The sequence below is a fragment of the Streptomyces sp. NPDC020958 genome, assembly GCF_055562175.1.
Genome location: NZ_JBVHFU010000006.1, coordinates 303,227 through 323,747 on the forward strand (window position 1 = coordinate 303,227; position 20,521 = coordinate 323,747).

Consider the following 20,521-nt stretch of genomic DNA (forward strand, 5'->3'; position numbering starts at 1 on the left):
CCGCCCGTCCCGGCGCCACCCGCCGGGACCGGCGTCGGCATCGACGCTCCCGCTCCGGGAATCACCCGGCGGCCTCCTTGCGGCGCGCCCGGTAGGCGGCGACATGCAGGCGGTTGCCGCAGGTCCGGCTGTCGCAGTAGCGGCGTGAGCGGTTGCGGGAGAGGTCGACGAAGGCGCGTCGGCAGTCCGGGGCCTCGCAGCGGCGCAGCCGCTCCTGCTCCCCGGCGACGACGAAGAAGGCGAGCGCCATCCCGCAGTCGGCGGCGAGGTGGTCGGCGACCGAGGCACCGGGGGCGAAGTAGTGCACGTGCCAGTCGTAGCCGTCGTGGTCCGTGAGCCGGGGTGTGGTGCCGGCGGCCGCGACCAGCTCGTTGATCATTCCCGCCGCCGCCCGGGCGTCCGGGGCGGCGAAGATCGCCGCGAACCGACCGCGGACCTTGCGCACGGCCGACAGATCGAACTCCGACAGCGTGCCGATATCGCTGATGTCGTGGCTTCGTACGAAATCCTGGAGGGCCGGGACGTCGGGCAGCCCGTCCACCGCCGAGCCGTCCTCCGGCGCGGTGTTCACCAGATCCACCACGGCGTCGAGGGAACACCGGGTGTCGTGGGTGATCAGCACGTTTCGCTCCCTGGCCTGAGGGTCGGGCGGGCGCCCGCCGATGGTGGCCGATGGTAGCGACATACGGAGGCCCCGCACCGTGCCCTGTCCCACTCGTGGCTCTCCGTAGAACGGTCACCACCTGGCGGAGGTTCCCGCGGAAGCGCGCGTGGACGGGCGCGTGGGTACAGCGGTGCCGCCCCGTGACCGATCACGGTGGCGGCGCCGGTGCTGCCGTATGCGGTTGTCCAGGCCCGAGCCGTCTCCCCGAGTGGACGGCGCCGGGCGGCTTTGGGGGGGACTCGCCCTAGCTCTCCGCCAGGATGTGCGAGAGCTCCTGATCGAGATCGAAGTGCCGGTGTTCCGTGCCGGGCGGCACGGCGGCGTCTGTTCGCTTCAGGAAGGACTCCAGGGCCCGCGCGGGGGCTTCGAGCAGGGCTTCCCCCTCGGGGGAGCTCAGGGCGATGCAGACGACGCCCTGACCGTGACTGCGGGACGGCCAGACGCGGACGTCGCCGGTGCCGGTGGGGCGGTGCAGCCCCTCGGCGAGGAGGTCGCGGGCGAACACCCACTCGACGGTTTCCTCGGCTCCGGTGTGGAAGGTGGCGTGCACGGCGTAGGGGTCGGCCGTGTCGTACCGCAGGCCTGCGGGGACAGGCAGGGAGGACTCGCTCGACACAACGAGGCGCAGGTGCAGCTCGCAGCTGACCGTGGTGTTCATAAGCGCCAGGGCCTTTCGCTCAGTGTGCGCTCGGGGATTCGCACGTCGGCGAAATCGACATGCCACCTACGGTGCCGTTGTAAACCCCTCTGAGTGTTTTGCGTGTGTTTACGTAACTCTTCCGGCCGAGAAGCCGAGCGTGATCTACGACCATTCCGGTGACCCGAATCGCTCAGGTAGGGTTTGGTCGTATGAATACGGGGAGTAACGAACCGGGCGAGGCCGCCGTGGTCTCGGACGGGAGCGAGGTGGACGGGACGACGGCCGGGGCGCGCGGTGAGCGGGGGCTCGGCTCGCGGGCGCCCGAGTTCGTCAAGGCGCGCCGGATGCTGCACCTGAGCTGGCAGGTCGGGGTCTTCGCGGTCGGCCTGGCGGTGGTGGCCGTGGGCATCGTCATGCTGCCGCTGCCCGGCCCGGGCTGGGTGGTCATCTTCGGCGGCATGGCGATCTGGGCGACCGAGTTCGTCTGGGCCCAGCTGGTGCTCCGCTGGACGAAGCGCAAGGTCACGGAGGCGGCACAGAAGGCTCTCGACCCCAAGGTGCGCCGCCGCAACATCACGCTGACGACGATCGGCCTGGTGATCGTGGCCGGCGGAGTCGGGATCTACCTCTCCCGGTTCGGCGTGGTCGTGCCGTGGAAGATCGAGGAGTGATCCGGCCGTAGGCCGCGCACCCCCGGCGACTGGTCGGGGGCACCCCCTGACATGGGGTAATGTTCTTCCTGTGCCCGGGCGATTAGCTCAGTGGGAGAGCGCTTCGTTCACACCGAAGAGGTCACTGGTTCGAACCCAGTATCGCCCACCCGGAACTGCGGCCCATCTGCGAATGAGCAGGTGGGCCGCAGTCGTGCGCCCGGACGCCCCCGGGGTCGGCGCCGTCCCTCGGGTGAGGCGCGTGGCCGGTTCGCGCGGAGACGGACGGCCCTCTCGCTCGCCACGCCGCACCGGCTCATGCGGCGCGCCCGGGCCGGTGCGGCGTGGCGAGCGACGGGCGGGGGGGGCGGGTGTGCGGGGGACCCGGGGGAGGGGCCCAGCTCGTCGGCGGTGGCGGAGACCACGCACGGTGTCCGGCTTCCCGGGTCTTCTGTCCGGTGCCCGGTGGGGCGGCCGAGGCCGACGGTGGTCGTAATCGTCGGAGGTGTGGTGGGGGAGGCGGCCGACCCGGAGAGCCGTCCGCCTCCTCCGCCCCCGGCCGCGTCACACCCGCGAACACCCGACGCCCCTCCGCGGCCCCCGCCCGCGCCTCCTCCGCGCCCCGCCGCCGCGCCCCCTCCGCGGCCTCGCCGCCCGCCCGCAGTCCGAACGTCGGCGGCCCCGCCTCGGAAGACCCCGCACGACCCCCGTCCTGCACCGGGCCGTCCGCCGACGCCGAGCCGTAACCCTCCCGCCGGTCGCACACTTGACGTTCGATCAGTCGACCGCGCGCTCCCCACCTGCGGTGTCCCCTGCCCTACGGGCGTCCCCCGGCGGTCGCGTGGGGCCTCCCGGTTGCTGCGGTCGCAAGAAATTCCTGTGCGAATCATTGACGCCTCACCGGCCCCTCCGTAACTTGTGCCAGCAAGCGCTTACTTGAAACGATTCATGCGAGCGGCGGCGACCGCTGCGGGGAGGGGCCCGACTGTGGGAACCAGCAGGAATGTGGAGAGGCGGACCATCCTGAAGGCGGCCGGGGCCTCGGCGGCCGCGCTCGGGCTCGCCGCGACCACCGGGTGTGGGGGCGGCAGCGGTTCTGGGGACGGGACAGTGACGATCCGTTACTCCTGGTGGGGTGCCGAGGAGCGCGCCAAGAAGATCAACCAGACCATCGCGCTCTTCGAGAAGAAGTACCCGAAGATCAAGGTCAAGACAGACTTCCAGACGTATGCGTCGTTCTGGGAGAAGTTCCAGACCCAGGCTGCGGGCGGAAATCCCCCGGACGTTTTCCAAAATGCCGTCACCTTTCTCCGGAAGTACGACAAGCGAGGAATTCTGCTCGATCTGAAGTCACAGGTTCAGGCCGGCAATCTGAGCCTGGATCACTTCCGGGCCGGCGTGACGAAGGTCGGCGAGGTCGACGGCAAGCAGGTCGGGATCCCCGTCGGTTCGAACACCATGGCGCTGGTCATCGACAAGAAGGTCTACGCGAAGGCCGGTGTCGAGCCGCACCCGGGCTGGACCTGGGACGACTACTTCAAGGCCCTGAAGACCATCCACGACAGGACCAAGGTCGCGGGGGACACGGGCTACTTCACGATCATGTACCTCTACGACCTCTACCTCCGCCAGAACGGCAAGGCCTTCTACACCTCGGACGGACTCGGCTTCGACAAGGCCGACCTGACGGAGTGGTGGACGGACGGCTACAACCGCGTCAAGGCGGGCATCGTCACCGACCCGAAGGTCGTCGCGCAGGACGCGCCCAAGTCCTCCCTCTCCGCCGGTCACGGCGCCTCGGAGTTCACCTGGGACAACTTCACCGTCCGCTACTCGGCGGAGGGCGGCAGCACCTACGGTCTCGCCCCGATCCCGACCATGGACGGCAAGCACACCGGGCAGTACCTCGCCTCCCTGATGCTCAGTGCCTCGGCCCGCACCGCGCACCCGAAGGAAGCCGCCCAGTTCATCGACTTCATGGTCCACGACCCCGAGGTCGGCAGGATCATGGGCTACGACCGGGGCATCCTCGCGAGCACCGAGCAGTACGCGGCCTACCAGCCGACGGACCCGGTCAACAAGGAGATCGCGCAGTACGAGGACGACACCGCCAAGGCCGGCGTGCTCGGCACGATCACCCCGCACCCCTCCGGTGCCGACACCATCGAGGCCGCGTTCCTGCGCATCGGGGGCGACCTCGGACAGGGCAAGACCAAGGTCACGGACGCGGTGAAGCAGTTCTTCACCGAGTCCGAGGCCGCCTTCCAGGCCTGATGGGATCTGCCGTGACGCTCGTCAAGGACTCCCCGCCCGCGGCTCGCGGGACGCGCTCGGCCGCCGCAGCCACCGTGCGGCGGCCGGGCCGCCGCCGCGAGAACCTCGCCGGCTACCTGTTCGTGTCCCCGTGGATCGCGGGCTTCCTGCTGCTGACCGCGGGCCCGATGATCGCGTCCCTGTACTTCGCGTTCACCGACTACAACCTCTTCAACACCCCGAAGTGGGTCGGGTTCGACAACTTCACCCGGATGTTCGACGACCCCCGCTGGCAGAAGTCGGTGGAGGTGACCGCGAAGTACGTGGTCATCGGCACCCCGCTGAAACTGCTGCTGGCACTCGGGGTGGCGATGCTGCTCGCCCAGAGCCGGCGCGGCCAGGCCTTCTACCGGGCCGCGTTCTACGCCCCCTCGCTGATCGGCGCGAGCGTCTCGGTCGGCTTCGTCTGGCGGTCGCTGTTCTCCGACGGCGCGGTGGTGGACCGTACCCAGTCCCTCTTCGGCTGGCACGTCGGTGGCTGGGTCGGCAACGCCGACTGGGTGCTGTACTCCCTGGTCGCGCTGACGGTGTGGCAGTTCGGCGCCCCCATGGTCATCTTCCTGGCCGGTCTCAAGCAGGTGCCCAGGGAGCTGTACGAGGCGGCCGCGATGGACGGTGCCGGGCCACTGCGCCGGTTCTGGAACATCACCCTGCCGATGATCTCCCCGGTGCTGTTCTTCAACGTGCTCCTGGAGACCATCCACTCCTTCCAGATCTTCGGCTCGGCGTACGTCGTCTCCAACACCCAGTGCGGCCCGGCCGACGCCACGCTCGTCTACACCTGCTACCTCTACGAGCAGGGCTTCAAGAACGCCCAGATGGGCTTCGCCGCCGCGATGGCCTGGATGCTGCTGCTCGCCGTCGCCCTGGTGACAGCCGTCCTCTTCTGGTCCCAGAAGAAGTGGGTGCACTACGAGGAGGACGCCCGATGAGCGCGATCACCACCAAGGTCACGGACGCGGTCGGCCGCAAGCGGACCGGATCCCTCGCCTGGCACATCGGCGCCCTGCTGATCCTGGCGGTCATCCTCTACCCGGTGGTCTGGGTGATCGGGGCGTCCTTCAAGCCCAGCAAGGACATCATCAACAGCCTCCAGCTGCTCCCGTCCCAGCCGATCCTGTCCAACTTCAAGGGTCTCGCCGACGGCATAGCGGACATCAGCATCTGGACGTTCTTCCGGAACTCCCTGTTCTACGCCGGGGGCGCCGTCGTGGGCGTGCTCGTCTCCTGCTCGCTCACCGCCTACGCGTTCGCCCGTATCCGGTTCGCGGGCCGCAACCTGCTCTTCTCCCTGATGATCGGCACCCTGCTGCTGCCGTACCACGTGCTGCTGATCCCGCAGTACGTGATGTTCCAGAAGCTGGGCTGGATCAACACCTACACGCCGCTGCTGATCGGCAAGTACCTCGCCACCGAGGCGTTCTTCGTCTTCCTGATGGTGCAGTTCATGCGGAACCTGCCGCGGGAGCTCGACGAGGCGGCCCGGCTCGACGGCTGCGGGCACCTGCGCATCTACTGGTCCATCGTGCTGCCGCTGTGCCGGCCCGCCCTCATCACCAGCGCGATCTTCACCTTCATCAACGCCTGGAACGACTTCATGGGCCCGCTGATCTACCTCAACGAGCCCGGCAAGTACACGGTCTCGCTGGGCCTGATGATGTTCCGCGACTCCGACGGCGTGGCCGCCAACTACGGCGGCATGATCGCCATGTCCCTGGTGGCGCTGCTTCCCGTGCTGCTGTTCTTCCTCGCCTTCCAGCGCTACCTGATCGACGGAATGGCGACCTCCGGACTGAAGGGCTGAGACCGTGGCCGACAACGTACGCGTGAAGCCCACCCCCCTGTCGGACCGGTTCGGTGTCTTCGCCGAGTGCCTGCTCACCGGCGTGTGGATCGCCGTCGCCTCGCTGGGCGTCGTCACCTGGCCGGCCGCCTTCGCCGCCGGTGCCCGGCATCTGCGCCGCCGCACCGGGCAGGTCGCCGGCGGCTGGCGGGAGTTCGTGAGCGACTTCCGGGCCGCGCTGCCCGGCGGCCGGCTGGTCGGGCTGGCCGGCTGGGCGGCGCTCGCCGTCGCCTGGGTGGACGTACGGGCGGTGCGCGCCGGGCTGCCCGGCGGGCCGCTCGTCGGGGCCGTCGGCCTGTTCGCGGTGATGGGCCTGGCGGTCGCGGGGCTGCGCGCGGCAGCCGTCTGGACGCCCGGCGACCGTTGGCGCGACCTGCTCGCGGCGGCCGGGCGCCGTACCGTCCTCGACCCCGGCGGATCCTTCCTGCTCGTCGGGGGAGCGGTCCTCCTGGTCTGCTCCGCCCTGCTCATCGCGCCGCTGGCGGTCCCGGTACTGGGTGCCGTCGCGGCGGCGGCCGTCGCCGTGGAGGAGCGCCACCGGCGCCGCCGCTGACCGGCCCCCAGGGGCGGCGCCCGACCGGCGTCGCACCCTTCTCTGTCATGCCCCTGACCATCTTGCACGCGCACGGAAAGGAAAGGCGGACCATGTCGCCCATCCCTCGCAGGTCCCTCCTCAAGGCGGCCGCCGTCGCCGGCGCCGCCGCCCAGTTCAGCTGGGCGCTGGGAACGAAGCAGGCGCAGGCCGCGCCCGGAGCCGAGGCCGCGGACGCGGACCCGGTGACCCTCGACTGGCTGGAGGACGGCGGCCTCGGAGCCGCGCCCGGCTCGACCGTCGGCGTGCCCTGGCCGAGGGGCGCGTTCCGGGAGGACCAGGCCTTCGCGGTCACGGACGAGGACGGCAAGGACGTGCCGGTCCAGTCCTGGCCCCTCGCCTACTGGCCGGACGGCTCCCTCAAGTGGACCGCCCACGCGGTGGGATCGGGCCACGGCAAGCTCACCCTCGCGGCGGGCGAACCGGCCGCGCCCGACAGGAAGGTCACCGTCGACACGACCGGCGGCACGATCGACGTGTCCACCGGCGTGATCGCCGTGAGGATCGGCAAGAACGGCGCCACCCTGATCAAGTCGGTCACCCGGGGGTCGACGGAGATCGCCAGGAACGGCAGGCTCGTCCTCATCCGCCAGCCCGAGGTCGAGGACGAGGACCAGGGCACGGTGAAGACCGAGCGCTTCGACGGCGCGATCGACTCCGTCACCGTCGAACAGGACGGGCCGGTCCGCGCGGTCGTCCGAATCGACGGAAAGCACCGCAAGGGAAACCGGAGGTGGCTGCCCTTCTCGATCCGGCTCTACTTCTACGCGGGCGCCGACTCCTTCCGCATGGTCCACACGATCACCTACGACGGCACCCAGGAGCCGGGCAGGGCGAGCGGCGACTTCATCCGCGGACTCGGGGTGCGCTTCACGGTGCCGATGCGCGACGAGGCGTACGACCGGCACATCCGGATCGGCGGCGAGGGAACCGGCCTGCTGCGGGAGGCGGTCCAGGGCATCACCGGACTGCGCCGCGACCCGGGCGCGGCCGTGCAGGCGGCCCAGTACGCGGGCCAGAAGCTCCCCGACCCGGCCACCTGGGACCAGCGCGTCACCACCCGCCTCCAATACATCCCGCACTGGGGCGACTACACCCTCTCCCAGCTCTCCGCCGACGGCTTCACCCTGCGCAAGCGCACGAAGAAGGGGTACGGCTGGATCGCGGCCGGCGGCGGCAGGCGGGCCTCCGGATTCGGTTACGTCGGCGGCGCGAGCGGCGGGTTCTCCTTCGGCCTCAGGGACTTCTGGGAGAAGTTCCCGGCCCAGCTCGACATCCGCGACGCCCACACCGACGAGGCCGAGGTCACCCTCTGGCTCTGGTCGCCCGAGGCCCAGCCGATGGACCTGCGCTTCTACCACGACGGCATGGGCCAGGACACCTACGCGAAGCAGCTCGAAGGCCTCAACATCACCTACGAGGACTACGAGCCGGAGTTCGGCACCCCCTACGGCATCGCCCGCACCTCGGAGCTGCTGTTCTGGGCCAACGAGACCACTCCGACACCCCAGGTGCTGGCCGACCAGGTCGAGGCCGTCCGAGTGCTCCCGCAACTCACGGCCCCGCCGCAGCAGTTGATCAAGGCAAAGGTCTTCGGTCCGGGCCTGTTCTCCGAACCCGACCGCTCCACCGCCGCCAAGGCGAAGATCGAGGACCACCTCGACTTCCTCTTCACCTACTACAAGGACCAGGTCGAGCAGCGCCGTTGGTACGGCTTCTGGGACTACGGCGACTTCATGCACACCTACGACACGGTGCGCCACCAGTGGCGGTACGACATCGGCGGTTACGCCTGGGACAACTCCGAGCTCTCACCCGACCTGTGGCTCTGGTACGCGTACCTGAGGAGCGGGCGCTCCGACATCTTCCGGTTCGCCGAGGCGCTCACCCGGCACACCGGAGAGGTCGACGTCTATCACATCGGCCAGTGGGCGGGACTCGGCACCCGGCACGGCGTGCAGCACTTCGCGGACAGCGCCAAGCAGCAGCGCATCTCCAACACCACCTACCGGCGCTTCTACTACTTCCTCACCGCGGACGAACGCGTCGGCGACCTCATGGCCGCCAACGTCGACTCCGACGAGACCTTCCTCGTCCTCGACCCGCAGCGCAAGGTCCGCACCGACCCCTACACCCCCGACCGGCACGCCCTGTCCATCGGCTTCGGCACCGACTGGAGCGGCCTGGTGTCGGCCTGGCTGACCGAGTGGGAACGCAAGGGTCCCAAGTGGGAGAAGGCCAGGGCGCGCGTCCTGTCGACCATGGAGGGCATCGCCGCCCAGCCCAACGGCTTCGTGCAGGGCAGCGGTCTGTACGACCTCGACACCGGCAGGTTCGCCACCGCCGCCACCCCGGTGGTCTCCGTCTCCCACCTCTCCGCGGTCTTCGGCCTGAACGAACTCTGCGCCGAACTCATCTACCTGGTCGACATGCCGGAGTTCAACGAGGCGTACTTCGACTACTGCCGCTACTTCAACGCCACCAAGGCCGAACAGGCGGCGCGCTACGGCTCCAACTTCGGCACCCTGCTGCTCTTCCAGGGCCACTCCCGGCTCGACGCGTACGCGGCCGTGCAAACGGGCGACGAGGCCCTCGCCAAGCGCGCCTGGACGAAGTTCTACGGCTCCGACGGGTACACGGAGTCCTCGCCGTGGAAGACCGAGCCGCTCTCCGGCCCGGTCGCCCTCGTCGCGGGCAGCGAGGCGAGCTGGGTGTCCTCCAACGACACCGCGCTGTACGGGCTCGCGGCCATCGAGAACCTGGCCCTGCTCGGCGACAGGATGCCCTCGTAGGCAGCGGTGGGGGAGCGCCGTCGCACGGGCGGCGGCGCTCACGCCCCCGAGTGTGGTACGGGTCACTTCTCAGGGCATGAGTACGCGTACTCAGACCCCGGCACACGGGCAGACTCCGCCCATGGACCGCAACCACTACCGCTTCCTCAGCCGCTGGCCGCTGCCCTTCGGGACCGCGGCCGTCTACCGGGCACTCGAACGGGTCGAGGACTACCCGCACTGGTGGCCCCAGGTGCGCTCGGTCACCCGCGTGGACGACACCACGGGCGTCATCACCATCCGTTCCGTCCTGCCGTACGACATCACCTTCACCGCGCGCGAGACCCGGCGCGATCCGCAGGCGGGCGTGCTGGAGACCGGTATGACCGGCGACATCGAGGGCTGGGCCCGCTGGACGGTCGTCGCCGACGGCGCCGGCGCGCTGGCCCGCTACGAGCAGGTCGTGGACGTCCACAAGGCACTGCTGCGGCGGCTGGCCGTCCCCGGGCGGCCGCTCTTCCGTGCCAACCACCGGCTGATGATGCGGTCGGGACGGCGCGGACTGCTCGGGCACCTGCAAGCGGTTTGAACGAAACCCACAGCTCCCTGTATCGTTCACTGCGTTCCCGGGCGATTAGCTCAGTGGGAGAGCGCTTCGTTCACACCGAAGAGGTCACTGGTTCGAACCCAGTATCGCCCACCACCGGGAAGGCCGGTCCGCCTGTGCGGACCGGCCTTTTTCGCGTCGGTCCTCAGGCCGCCGCCGGCAGTTCCGGCCGCAGCGGCCAGTCCTGGTTCACCGTCTCCGGTGTGCCGCTGCGGGTGAACCAGGCCTGCAGGCCACGGGCCTGCGCCGCGTGCCAGGTCGTCTGCAGCGTGTGCAGCTCGGCCGGGGTCAGACGCTCCAGGCGGCTCGCGAAACGGCGGCCCAGCGCCCGTACCACCTCCAGGGCGGCGAGCGCGTCCGCGCCCGCGTCGTGCGCGCCCTGAAGGGTCACCTCGTAGTGCGCGCACAGGTCGGTCAGGGTACGGCGGCCCTTGCGGTAGCGGTCCAGATGCTTGTCCAGGACCCGGGGATCGAGGACCAGCAGGGGGCTCGCCTCGAACCAGCGGTCCAGCGAGGACGCCCGATGGCGGCGCAACTCGCGGTCCAGGAGGGTCAGGTCGAACGGCGCGTTCATCACCACCAGCGGGCGGTGCATCGCCGCGTGCCCGGCCAGCTCCTCGGCTATCTCGTGCATCACCGGCGCCGGCCAGCGGCCGTTGCGCTGCAGGTGTTCGTCGGTCAGCCCGTGCACCGCCGTCGCCGCTTCCGGCACCGGCACGCCCGGGTTCACCAGCCAGCGGACCACCCTCGGCCGGGTGCCCGGGGCGTCCTGGACGACGACGGCGGCCGACACGATCCGGTCGGTCTCGACGTCGACGCCCGTGGTCTCCGTGTCGAAGGCCGCCAGGGGCCCCTCGTACCAGCACGTCATGCCTACACAACTCCTCGTTCACCCACGGCAGCTGACGTTCCGTCTTCTGCCCGTTTGGTGATACCCGGGCCGTTTGCGACGTACGCCGGAAGGACACAACAGGAGTGCGGGTCTTTGCAGTTCAGCGGCCCGCCACGGGGAAACTCTTGGCTGGGAAGGCTGTTGGTCATGGCGATAGCGCAGCCCGAACGGGGCGGGCTGCTGCCCGAACGTACGGGCCCCCTTCGCGGCACACTCGCCACCACCGCCTGCATGGAGACACTGCAGGTGGGATATCTGCACGCCGTCGCGGCGGCGGCCGGCTGCTCGCTGTCGCAGCCGTTCCCGGACAACGGCATCGACTGGCACGTCAGCCACGGCTCGCCGGGGCACACCGTCGACGACGAGGTGACCATCAAGGTGCAGCTCAAGTGCACCTACCAGATAGCGCCCAACCCGCCGGGACGTTTCTTCTCCTTCACGCTCGACAACGACCACCTGCGCAAGCTCGCCCGCACACCGGTGTCGGTGCACAAGATCCTCGTGGTGATGCTGGTGCCGCGATCCCAGGACGACTGGCTGCGCGCCAGCCACGACCGGCTCGACCTGCGGCACTGCTGCTACTGGGTCAACCTGGCGGGGCACCCGGTCACCGGCCGGCACCGGACCACCGTGCGGGTCCCGACCTCGCGCATCTTCGACGACCGGGCGCTCTGCGAGATCATGACGCGGGTCGGGACGGGAGGCAGACCATGAGGCACCGTCCGTACGAGGAGCCGCTGCGGGAGGTCAGGCCGCATCCCGACGATCTCCATCGGCCCCACTGGGACCGTCCCCCCGAGCCCGCCGAGGTCGACCCCGCCGTGCTCGGCGCCCTGCTGCGCCGGCACGGCTGGGTACGGCGCGGGGGTGCGCCGGGGCGCTACGGCCGTTGGACCCCACCCGGGCCGGGCAGCACCGGCACCAGCCTGCTGGTACCCGAGAGCCGCGCCTTCCCGGACAGTGACGACCTGCTCGGGGAGGCGCTCACCGCTCTGGTGCGCAGCGGGACGCCCGCGGCCCGCGAGGTACTGGTCGGGCTCGCCGTGCCCAGCGACGAGATCCGCTGGTGGCGGGACGTGCCGAACGGGCCCGCGGACGCCGCGTCCTGGACCGCCGAGGAGCAACTGCGCACCGCCGCCCGGGGGACCCTGCTGGCCGGCGCGCTCGCCACCCGGGCGCGAGCCGGGTACTACGGCGCCCGGCACAAGCGGGCCGCCGCGGCCATGCTGGAGTCGGTGCTGGTCGGCTCGGCGGAGGGCGGCCGCGGCCTGACCGCCTTCCTGCCCGTCGGTACCGGCCGCCCGCTCGCCGTACGCCTCCACCAGGCCCTGTACGCCGCCCGCGAGGCCATCGACTACCAGCGGGCCACCGGCGGCATGGACGCCTTCGACGGCGCCGTCGAGGCCGGCGTCAGCCGGGAACTCACCGACGCCCTCGTCACGCTCGTGCGCGGTACCGAAGGCGCTCGCGTCTCGGTGGACTGGGCGCCGGGCGCCGGAGTGCCCGAGGACTGCGCGTCGGCCCTGGACCCCGTCGAGTTCTCACCCGGCGACCTGCCCGTGCTGCGCGAGGCCGGCGCCCGTTACCTGCGCGAAGAACCCTCCGTCGCGGTCCGGCTCACCGGAACCGTGGTCCGGATGCGCCGCTCGGAGCCGCGCGGCGAGGGCGCGGTACGGCTGCGGGTGATCGCCGGCGCCGAGGTGCCGTACGTGCGGGTCACCCTCGACGAGGAGGACTACCGCATCGCCGGCCAGGCCCATCTCGTCGGACTCCCGGTGCGGGTGCACGGCCGGCTGGAGAGCCGGGGCGGCTTCCGGCGGCTGTCCGGCGCCACGGGGGTGGTACCCGTACAGGTGGACGACGAGGAGCGGGACAGCCTGGTGAAGTCGCTCCAGGAGAACCTGGACTTCTTCGAGGAGGCCTGCACCGGGGACGACTGCGACTGACGGCGCACTGTCGGTAATCGTTGCACTGTCGGTAATCGTTTTTCGGTCGGCGGGGCCGGGTCGGTACGATCCGGTATTGCGCGCGCTCCTGGTACGGCGCCCGCATCCGCCTTCAGTCAGGAGAGACCGGTGTCAGACGTCCGTGTGATCATCCAACGCGATTCCGAGCGGGAAGAGCGCGTGGTGACGACGGGCACTACGGCCGCCGAGCTCTTCGCCGGCGAGCGTGCGGTCATCGCCGCGCGGGTGGCCGGGGAGCTCAAGGACCTCGCGTACGCGCCCGCCGAGGGCGAGGTCGTGGAGCCGGTGGAGATCTCCTCCGAGGACGGTCTCAACATCCTGCGGCACTCCACCGCGCACGTCATGGCCCAGGCCGTCCAGGAGATCTTCCCGGAGGCCAAGCTGGGCATCGGCCCGCCGGTCAAGGACGGCTTCTACTACGACTTCGACGTCGACAAGCCGTTCACGCCCGAGGATCTCAAGGCCATCGAGAAGAAGATGCAGGAGATCCAGAAGCGCGGGCAGCGCTTCTCGCGCCGCGTGGTGACCGACGAGGCGGCCCGCGAGGAGCTGGCGGACGAGCCGTACAAGCTCGAACTGATCGGCCTGAAGGGCTCGGCGTCCTCGGACGACGGCGCTGACGTCGAGGTCGGCGCCGGTGAGCTGACGATCTACGACAACCTGGACGCCAAGACCGGCGAGCTGTGCTGGAAGGACCTCTGCCGCGGTCCCCACCTGCCCTCCACCCGCCTGATCCCGGCGTTCAAGCTGATGCGCAACGCGGCGGCGTACTGGCGCGGCAGCGAGAAGAACCCCATGCTCCAGCGCATCTACGGCACCGCCTGGCCCTCCAAGGACGAGCTGAAGGCGTACCTGGACTTCCTCGCCGAGGCCGAGAAGCGCGACCACCGCAAGCTGGGCAACGAACTCGACCTGTTCTCCATCCCGGAGCAGATCGGCTCCGGCCTCGCCGTCTTCCACCCCAAGGGCGGCATCGTCCGCCGAGTGATGGAGGACTACTCGCGCCGCCGGCACGAGGAGGAGGGCTACGAGTTCGTCTACACCCCGCACGCCACGAAGGGGAAGCTCTTCGAGACCTCCGGGCACCTGGACTGGTACGCCGACGGCATGTACCCGCCCATGCAGCTCGACGAGGGCGTGGACTACTACCTCAAGCCCATGAACTGCCCGATGCACAACCTGATCTTCGACGCGCGCGGCCGCTCCTACCGTGAACTGCCCCTGCGCCTCTTCGAGTTCGGGACCGTGTACCGGTACGAGAAGTCCGGTGTCGTGCACGGCCTGACCCGGGCCCGCGGCTTCACGCAGGACGACGCGCACATCTACTGCACCAAGGAGCAGATGGCGGAGGAGCTCGACAAGACGCTCACCTTCGTGCTGAACCTGCTGCGCGACTACGGCCTCACCGACTTCTACCTGGAGCTGTCCACCAAGGACCCGGAGAAGTTCGTCGGCTCCGACGAGGTCTGGGAGGAGGCCACCGAGACGCTCCGCGCGGTCGCCGAGAAGCAGGGCCTCCCGCTCGTCCCCGACCCGGGCGGCGCCGCCTTCTACGGCCCGAAGATCTCCGTGCAGGCCAAGGACGCCATCGGCCGCACCTGGCAGATGTCGACCGTCCAGCTGGACTTCAACCTGCCCGAGCGCTTCGACCTGGAGTACACCTCCGCCGACGGTTCCAAGCAGCGTCCGGTGATGATCCACCGCGCCCTGTTCGGCTCCATCGAGCGGTTCTTCGCGGTCCTCCTGGAGCACTACGCGGGCGCCTTCCCGGCCTGGCTCGCGCCGGTCCAGGCGGTGGGCATCCCGATCGGGGACGCGCACGTCGACTACCTGCACAGGTTCGCCGCCGAGGCGAAGAAGAAGGGCCTGCGGGTCGAGGTCGACGCCTCCTCGGACCGGATGCAGAAGAAGATCCGCAACGCCCAGAAGCAGAAGGTGCCCTTCATGGTCATCACGGGCGACGAGGACATGGCGGCCGGTTCGGTCTCCTTCCGCTACCGCGACGGCTCGCAGGAGAACGGCATCCCGTTCGACGAGGCCATCGCCAAGATCGTGAAGATCGTCGAGGAGCGGACCCAGGTCTGATCCCGGCCGGTCGCGCGGGCCCCCGGGGATCAGCTCTCCGGGGGCCTCTCCTCTTCCTCGCCCAGGGAGAACCGCTGCAGCATCCAGGACGAGAACGAGCCCGTGACCGTACCCAGCAGCGCCAGGCCGCAGGCCATCAGCCCCACGGCGATGAACCGCCCCAGGGTGGTGACCGGGACGTAGTCGCCGTACCCGACGGTGGAGAGGGTCGAACAGGTCCACCAGAGGGAGTCGCCGAAGGTGCGGATCGTGGCGTTCGGGGCCGCGCGTTCGGCCTGGTAGACGGCGAGCGCGCCGGAGAACCCCAGCAGCGAGATCGACAACCCCGAATAGGCCGCCACGCGCGCGTGCAGCCCCAGCCGGGGCTCACCGCGCCGTCGCTGGATCGACTCGTAGGTCCGTACGACCTGCACCGGGCGCAGCAGGGGCAGCGCCAGCACGACGGTGTCCAGCCAGTGCCGCCGTACGAACCCCGGCCCCTCGCCACTGAGCCGCCAGCGCACCGCGTAGTCGACGGCGAACACCGCCCATGCCGCGTACATCAACGCCAGGAAGAAGGCGTGCGCGGCCTCCGGCAGCCCCGGCAGCAGGACGTGCATCGCGTACGCGCCCAGGAAGACCAGCGACGCGGTGACGAGCGGCAGATCGGTCCGCCGTTCCCAGTCCGCCAGCCGGCTGTCTTCGTCCATCCGCCCAGCTTCGCCGCCGATCGCCTCGGCCCGGCCCCGGCGACACGCCGCGAACGGGCGAAGCCATATGCTGCCTAGCATGACGAGTGAGCCGGAACAGCAGATCGGAGTGGGGACGCAGGACGCGTTCCAGCGCCTGTGGACACCCCACCGGATGGCCTACATCCAGGGTGAGAACAAGCCGACCGGCCCAGGCGCCGACGACGGCTGCCCCTTCTGCTCGATCCCGGCCAAGTCGGACGAGGACGGACTGATCGTCCGGCGCGGTGAGCACGTCTACGCGGTGCTCAACCTCTACCCGTACAACGGCGGACACCTGATGACGGTCCCGTACCGCCATGTCGCCGACTACACGGACCTGACCGGGCCGGAGACCGTGGAACTCGCCGAGCTGACCAAGCAGGCCATGACCGCGCTGCGCACCGCGTCCGGCGCCCACGGCTTCAACATCGGCATGAACCAGGGCACGGTGGCGGGCGCGGGCATCGCCGCCCATCTGCACCAGCACATCGTCCCGCGCTGGGGCGGCGACACGAACTTCATGCCGGTGGTGGGCCACACCCGGGTGCTCCCGCAGCTGCTGGCGGACACCCGCACGATGCTGGCGGAGGCATGGCCGGCGAGCTGACCCCTGCCCCCGCCCCGCTCGCTACGCGTCGTACGTGTCCGCCTTCTTCGGCGCGGCGTCCTGCACCGACCCGCTGAGCACCGACGCGCGGCTGCTGAACTTGTCGATGTCGACGTCGTGCTCCTTGAGCACCCGCAGCGCCGCCCGGTGCACGGCCCGCAGTATCGGCGTGGCCGCGCGCAACGCGTCGTCGGCCATGAAGCGGTGCTTCCAGGGCTGGTCGGCCCACGCGTGCCGCAGGCCGAACGGCTCGGGCAGACCTATCGAGCCGCCGAGCCACTTCAGCAGCGGCGGATACCAGCTGACGGTGGCCCGCGCGCTCAGCCGGACCACCTCGTCCGGGGTGACCAGCGGCAGCTTGACGGTCCGCGTCTCCCAGAACCGCACGGTCTTGGCGACCGTCTTCGTGGGCGCCTCGGGCTTGACGCTGAACAGGCCGTTGACCGGACCGAGGGCGTGCCCGGTGACGTCGATCCGCAGGGTCTCCTTGAGCACGGTCACGGTGGCCATCATCGTGATGATCAGTTCGCCGTTCCACAGGTGCGGCCACTGCACGCCCAGGTAGTGCCGGTCGCCCTTGTCGAAGTGGTTGTTGTTGCAGATGTCCTCGACGTCCTTGGGCCCCACCTTGTAGTCGGTGCCCTCGGGCCGGGACACCTCCTTGGCGCCCTCCCCGACATGGGTGACGATCCAGTGTCTGACCTGGGGTTCCGGGAAACCGCCGGTCTTCAGGTGCTGCCGGTGCAGCACGCTCAGTTCCTTCTCGATCTCCCGCACGACCGTCCAGGCCCGGAACTCGTGGACGCCCTTGACCGGGTCGAGCGGGACCAGTTCCTCCGCGAGGTGCCAGGAGCCCCAGCGGGTGCCCATGCCGAGTATGCCCTTGGGGCCGGCGTAGAAGACCGAGTTGGACTGCTGCTCGGCGCTGAGCCTGGCCAGCGACTGCCGCAGCTGCTCGGCGGCGGCCTGGTCGGGGCTGGTCGGCACGGCCTCGGGCACCTTCGCGCCGACGCTGCCCCCGGACAGCAGCCCGTCCCAGGCGGCGCGCAGGTCCTGCGCGGTCCGCTCGCACAGCCGTTTGGCCAGGTACCAGCCGACGACGGGGAGCACCACGCAGCCGCGCGCGTACCACCCCCAGAAGCCGCCGAACGGCATCTTGATCATGAACAGCACCGCGAGGACGCCGACGGCGGCCAGCAGCGCGCTGCCGAGCCCGGAGACCCGCTTGTTGTCCGCCTTGAGCATGGTCGCCCGGAGCTGGAAGACGAGCAGGAAGAGCAGCAGGCCGGGCAGGAACAGCACACCGCACACGAACATGACGGCGGTCAGCCGCTGGTCGCGTTCCTTGCGGATGCGGTTGGCGGCGAGGCAGTGCTCGACGACCACCTGGGGTTCGCTGCCGAAGGACTGGATGAGCGGCTTGCGGCCGACGCCCAGCATGCGGTCGATGATCGCCTGCGAGTACGCCTCACCGAAGTTCGGCCGGAAGATCTTCGCCCACCTGCGGCCCTCGTTGACCGTGGACCTGTGCCATTCGTTGTCGGCCTTCTTGATCTCCTCCATGGGTGTGTCCCGGTAGGCCGCCGACGCCAGGGCATAGGTCGGGGCCTGCGCCTCGCCGCCCGGCCTCGGTACCTGTGGCCCGAAGAAGTCCTCGAAGCTCATTCCCGCCCCCACTTGCCGCCGTCCCGCTCCTGCGGCCTTCCCGACTTCCGTACTCCGCACACCTGTTGATCAAGTACTCAGAGTATCCCCAGCCACCGACAACCGTCGGCGGACGGCCGAAGCCGCCCGCCGAACGCCCTGTTGTCGATCGTGTGGCCGATTTACGAGGCTTCTTTCACCTGTTCGCGAATCTTCTCGGCGACCTGTGGCGGCATCGCCTCGTGCCGCGCGTAGGAGCGGCTGAAGCGGGCCGTGCCGTGCGAGAGGGACCGCAGGTCGACCGCGTACCTGCCGATCTCGAACTCGGGCACCTCGGCCTTGATGAGGGTGCGCCCTCCGCTGGTCTGCTCCGTGCCCAGCACCCGGCCGCGCCGTCCGGACAGGTCACTCATCACCGCGCCCACGTAGTCGTCGCCGACCAGCACGGACACCTCGGCCACCGGTTCCAGGAGATGGATCTTGGCGTCCGCGGCCGCCTCCCGCAGCGCCAGCGCGCCGGCCGTCTGGAAGGCGGCGTCGGAGGAGTCCACCGAGTGCGCCTTGCCGTCGAGCAGGGTGACCCGTACGTCGACCAGCGGGTAGCCGGCGGCGACCCCCTTGGCGGCCTGCGCCCTGATGCCCTTCTCCACCGACGGGATGAACTGCCGGGGCACCGCGCCGCCGACCACCTTGTCGACGAACTCGATGCCCGAGCCGCCGGGCAGCGGTTCCACCTCGATCTCACAGATCGCGAACTGCCCGTGCCCGCCCGACTGTTTGACGTGCCGGCCGCGTCCGGCGGCCTTGCCGGCGAAGGTCTCCCGGAGCGACACCCTGTGCGGTACGACGTCGACCTGGACGCCGTAGCGGCTGCGCAGTCGCTCCAGGGCGACGTCCGCGTGCGCCTCGCCGAGGCACCACAGCACCACCTGGTGGGTGTCCTTGTTCTGTTCGAGCCGCATGGTCGGGTCCTCGGCGACCAGCCGGGCGAGCCCCTGCGAGAGCTTGTCCTCGTCGGCCTTGCTGTGCGCCTCGATGGCGAGCGGCAGCAGCGGGTCGGGCATCTCCCACGGCTCCATGAGCAGCGGGTCGTCCTTGGCCGAGAGCGTGTCCCCGGTCTCCGCGCGGCCGAGCTTCGCCACGCAGGCGAGATCACCGGCGATGACGTGGGTGACGGGCCGCTGCTGTTTGCCGAACGGGGTGGACAGCGCGCCGATCTTCTCGTCGACGTCGTGGTCCTCGTGGCCCCGGTCGGCCAGCCCGTGCCCGGAGACGTGCACCGTCTCGTCCGGGTGCAGGGTGCCGGAGAAGACCCGCACCAGCGAGACCCGGCCGACGTAGGGGTCGGAGGCGGTCTTCACCACCTCGGCGAGCAGCGGACCGGCGGTGTCGCACGGCTTGATCTCGCGCGGCTCGCCGTCGACCGTGGTGACCCCGGGTGTGGGGTGCTCGAACGGCGTCGGGAAGCCGCCGGTGACCAGTTCCAGCAGTTCCACCGTGCCGAGCCCCTGGCGGGCGCCCTCGGCCGCGGGGGCGGCGGCCAGCACGGGGAAGAAGGTGCCGCGGGCGACGGCCCGCTCCAGATCCTCGATCAGCGTCTTGAGGTCGATCTGCTCGCCGCCCAGATAGCGGTCCATGAGCGTCTCGTCCTCGCTCTCCGAGATGATCCCCTCGATGAGCCGGTTGCGGGCCTCGTCGATGTCCGGGAGCCGGTCGGGCCCGGGCTCGGACTCCTTGCGCTCCCCGGAGGAGTAGTCGAACAGCTTCTGCGTGAGCAGTCCGACCAGACCGGTCACCGGTGCGTGCCCGTCCGGCCCCTGCGGGCCGTGCAGCGGCAGGTAGAGCGGGAGCACGGCGTCGGGGTCGTCGCCGCCGAAGGCCTCGGCGCACACCCGGGTCATCTCCTCGAAGTCCGCGCGGGCGGCCTCCAGGTGCGTGACGACGATCGCCCGCGGCATCCCGACGGCCGCGCACTCCTCCCACACCATCCGGGTCGAGCCGTCCACCCCGTCGGAGGCCGAGACGACGAAGAGGGCCGCGTCCGCCGCGCGCAGACCGGCCCTCAGCTCGCCGACGAAGTCGGCGTACCCCGGGGTGTCCAGGAGGTTGATCTTGATTCCGTTCCAGTCGACCGGTACCAGCGACAGCTGTACGGAGCGCTGCTGCCGGTGCTCGATGTCGTCGTAGTCCGAGACGGTGCCGCCGTCCTCCACGCGGCCCGCCCGGTTCACCGCTCCCGCGGTCAGCGCGAGAGCCTCCACCAATGTCGTCTTGCCCGCTCCGGAGTGGCCGACCAGCACCACATTCCGTACGGACGCGGGGTGGTCGGCCGCCGTAGCCCTGCCGGCGGCTCCGGGGTGTTCCTTGACCTTGTCGCCCATGGTTTTGCCTCCCGTGCACGGTGAGGTCTCTGGGCGCGGGCAGGCCGGGCCGCGTGCGGTGGCGGCTCCGACGACGCCCGCGGTCATTCGAGCTTTCCACTCCTGTCACGGTGCGTCCATACGAAGGACGCGATCGTGCCCGAGCGGCCCCGGCG

The 20,521-nt window shown here is 70.2% G+C and carries 17 protein-coding genes and 2 tRNA genes; 13 read left to right on the top strand and 6 right to left on the bottom strand.

What is annotated here, in order from left to right:
• Positions 1–61: 61 nt before the first annotated feature.
• Both ACZ3KP_RS20675 and ACZ3KP_RS20680 read right to left on the bottom strand, forming a co-directional pair.
• Positions 62–622, bottom strand: coding sequence for a CGNR zinc finger domain-containing protein (locus ACZ3KP_RS20675; RefSeq protein WP_467501172.1), 561 nt, complete (start codon positions 620–622; stop codon positions 62–64).
• Between the two features lie 286 nt (positions 623–908).
• Positions 909–1,322 (bottom strand): SsgA family sporulation/cell division regulator, encoded by a 414-nt coding sequence (locus tag ACZ3KP_RS20680; protein WP_004002642.1) that lies wholly within the window; start codon positions 1,320–1,322, stop codon positions 909–911.
• Positions 1,323–1,513: 191 nt separating this feature from the next.
• Between ACZ3KP_RS20680 and ACZ3KP_RS20685 the strand changes: the two genes are divergently transcribed.
• From ACZ3KP_RS20685 to ACZ3KP_RS20725, 9 genes are all read left to right on the top strand, one after another.
• A complete protein-coding gene (locus tag ACZ3KP_RS20685; protein WP_467501173.1) occupies positions 1,514–1,975 on the top strand; it encodes a TIGR02611 family protein in 462 nt (153 codons plus the stop codon).
• Positions 1,976–2,051: 76 nt separating this feature from the next.
• Positions 2,052–2,123: transfer RNA gene (locus ACZ3KP_RS20690), tRNA-Val, on the top strand.
• 818 nt (positions 2,124–2,941) lie between these two features.
• On the top strand, positions 2,942–4,228 hold the full coding sequence (locus ACZ3KP_RS20695) for an ABC transporter substrate-binding protein (RefSeq protein ID WP_467501174.1): 1,287 nt from the start codon (positions 2,942–2,944) through the stop codon (positions 4,226–4,228).
• A gap of 11 nt (positions 4,229–4,239) precedes the next feature.
• Complete coding sequence (locus ACZ3KP_RS20700; protein WP_467501175.1) at positions 4,240–5,199, top strand: carbohydrate ABC transporter permease; 960 nt, start codon at positions 4,240–4,242, stop codon at positions 5,197–5,199.
• Positions 5,196–6,071: a carbohydrate ABC transporter permease gene (locus ACZ3KP_RS20705; protein WP_467501176.1), complete on the top strand. Its 876-nt coding sequence runs from the start codon at positions 5,196–5,198 to the stop codon at positions 6,069–6,071. Before ACZ3KP_RS20700 ends, ACZ3KP_RS20705 begins: the two co-directional genes overlap by 4 nt.
• A 4-nt stretch (positions 6,072–6,075) precedes the next feature.
• Positions 6,076–6,663 carry a hypothetical protein gene (locus ACZ3KP_RS20710; RefSeq protein ID WP_467501177.1) on the top strand — a complete coding sequence of 196 codons (588 nt, stop codon included), beginning with the start codon at positions 6,076–6,078 and terminating at the stop codon, positions 6,661–6,663.
• Positions 6,664–6,755: 92 nt separating this feature from the next.
• Positions 6,756–9,494, top strand: coding sequence for an exo-rhamnogalacturonan lyase family protein (locus tag ACZ3KP_RS20715; RefSeq protein WP_467501178.1), 2,739 nt, complete (start codon positions 6,756–6,758; stop codon positions 9,492–9,494).
• A gap of 121 nt (positions 9,495–9,615) precedes the next feature.
• Positions 9,616–10,062, top strand: coding sequence for an SRPBCC family protein (locus ACZ3KP_RS20720; protein WP_467501179.1), 447 nt, complete (start codon positions 9,616–9,618; stop codon positions 10,060–10,062).
• Between the two features lie 39 nt (positions 10,063–10,101).
• Positions 10,102–10,176: transfer RNA gene (locus tag ACZ3KP_RS20725), tRNA-Val, on the top strand.
• 49 nt (positions 10,177–10,225) lie between these two features.
• Here the strand turns inward: ACZ3KP_RS20725 and ACZ3KP_RS20730 are convergent.
• A complete protein-coding gene (locus ACZ3KP_RS20730; protein WP_467501180.1) occupies positions 10,226–10,951 on the bottom strand; it encodes an exonuclease domain-containing protein in 726 nt (241 codons plus the stop codon).
• Positions 10,952–11,119: 168 nt separating this feature from the next.
• On the opposite strand from ACZ3KP_RS20730, the gene ACZ3KP_RS20735 reads away from it, so the two are divergent.
• From ACZ3KP_RS20735 to thrS, 3 genes are all read left to right on the top strand, one after another.
• Positions 11,120–11,686 carry a DUF4365 domain-containing protein gene (locus ACZ3KP_RS20735; protein ID WP_132889245.1) on the top strand — a complete coding sequence of 189 codons (567 nt, stop codon included), beginning with the start codon at positions 11,120–11,122 and terminating at the stop codon, positions 11,684–11,686.
• Entirely contained in the window at positions 11,683–12,918 is a 1,236-nt protein-coding gene (locus tag ACZ3KP_RS20740; RefSeq protein ID WP_467501181.1) for a hypothetical protein, read from the top strand. The genes ACZ3KP_RS20735 and ACZ3KP_RS20740 overlap by 4 nt, the downstream gene beginning before the upstream one ends.
• Positions 12,919–13,047: 129 nt before the next feature.
• Entirely contained in the window at positions 13,048–15,024 is a 1,977-nt protein-coding gene (gene thrS, locus ACZ3KP_RS20745; RefSeq protein WP_467501182.1) for a threonine--tRNA ligase, read from the top strand.
• 29 nt (positions 15,025–15,053) lie between these two features.
• Here the strand turns inward: thrS and ACZ3KP_RS20750 are convergent, their stop codons facing one another.
• On the bottom strand, positions 15,054–15,713 hold the full coding sequence (locus ACZ3KP_RS20750) for a potassium channel family protein (protein ID WP_467501183.1): 660 nt from the start codon (positions 15,711–15,713) through the stop codon (positions 15,054–15,056).
• 67 nt (positions 15,714–15,780) lie between these two features.
• On the opposite strand from ACZ3KP_RS20750, the gene ACZ3KP_RS20755 reads away from it, so the two are divergent.
• Entirely contained in the window at positions 15,781–16,341 is a 561-nt protein-coding gene (locus tag ACZ3KP_RS20755; protein ID WP_132889249.1) for an HIT family protein, read from the top strand.
• A 21-nt stretch (positions 16,342–16,362) separates the two neighbouring features.
• Here ACZ3KP_RS20755 and ACZ3KP_RS20760 read toward each other — a convergent pair whose 3' ends face one another.
• Positions 16,363–18,006, bottom strand: a complete 1,644-nt coding sequence (locus ACZ3KP_RS20760) for a hypothetical protein (protein WP_467501184.1) — start codon at positions 18,004–18,006, stop codon at positions 16,363–16,365.
• Between the two features lie 161 nt (positions 18,007–18,167).
• Complete coding sequence (locus tag ACZ3KP_RS20765) at positions 18,168–20,366, bottom strand: elongation factor G-like protein EF-G2 (RefSeq protein WP_467501185.1); 2,199 nt, start codon at positions 20,364–20,366, stop codon at positions 18,168–18,170.
• Positions 20,367–20,521 lie beyond the last annotated feature (155 nt).

Coding starts and splice junctions, on each gene's coding strand:
- ACZ3KP_RS20685 (WP_467501173.1), top strand. CDS start 1,514: ATGAATACGGGGAGTAACGAACCGGGCGAGGCCGCCGTGGTCTCGGAC.
- ACZ3KP_RS20760 (WP_467501184.1), bottom strand. CDS start 18,006: ATGAGCTTCGAGGACTTCTTCGGGCCACAGGTACCGAGGCCGGGCGGC.
- ACZ3KP_RS20705 (WP_467501176.1), top strand. CDS start 5,196: ATGAGCGCGATCACCACCAAGGTCACGGACGCGGTCGGCCGCAAGCGG.
- ACZ3KP_RS20715 (WP_467501178.1), top strand. CDS start 6,756: ATGTCGCCCATCCCTCGCAGGTCCCTCCTCAAGGCGGCCGCCGTCGCC.
- ACZ3KP_RS20740 (WP_467501181.1), top strand. CDS start 11,683: ATGAGGCACCGTCCGTACGAGGAGCCGCTGCGGGAGGTCAGGCCGCAT.
- ACZ3KP_RS20730 (WP_467501180.1), bottom strand. CDS start 10,951: ATGACGTGCTGGTACGAGGGGCCCCTGGCGGCCTTCGACACGGAGACC.
- ACZ3KP_RS20735 (WP_132889245.1), top strand. CDS start 11,120: ATGGCGATAGCGCAGCCCGAACGGGGCGGGCTGCTGCCCGAACGTACG.
- ACZ3KP_RS20765 (WP_467501185.1), bottom strand. CDS start 20,366: ATGGGCGACAAGGTCAAGGAACACCCCGGAGCCGCCGGCAGGGCTACG.
- ACZ3KP_RS20755 (WP_132889249.1), top strand. CDS start 15,781: ATGCTGCCTAGCATGACGAGTGAGCCGGAACAGCAGATCGGAGTGGGG.
- ACZ3KP_RS20720 (WP_467501179.1), top strand. CDS start 9,616: ATGGACCGCAACCACTACCGCTTCCTCAGCCGCTGGCCGCTGCCCTTC.
- ACZ3KP_RS20680 (WP_004002642.1), bottom strand. CDS start 1,322: ATGAACACCACGGTCAGCTGCGAGCTGCACCTGCGCCTCGTTGTGTCG.
- ACZ3KP_RS20750 (WP_467501183.1), bottom strand. CDS start 15,713: ATGGACGAAGACAGCCGGCTGGCGGACTGGGAACGGCGGACCGATCTG.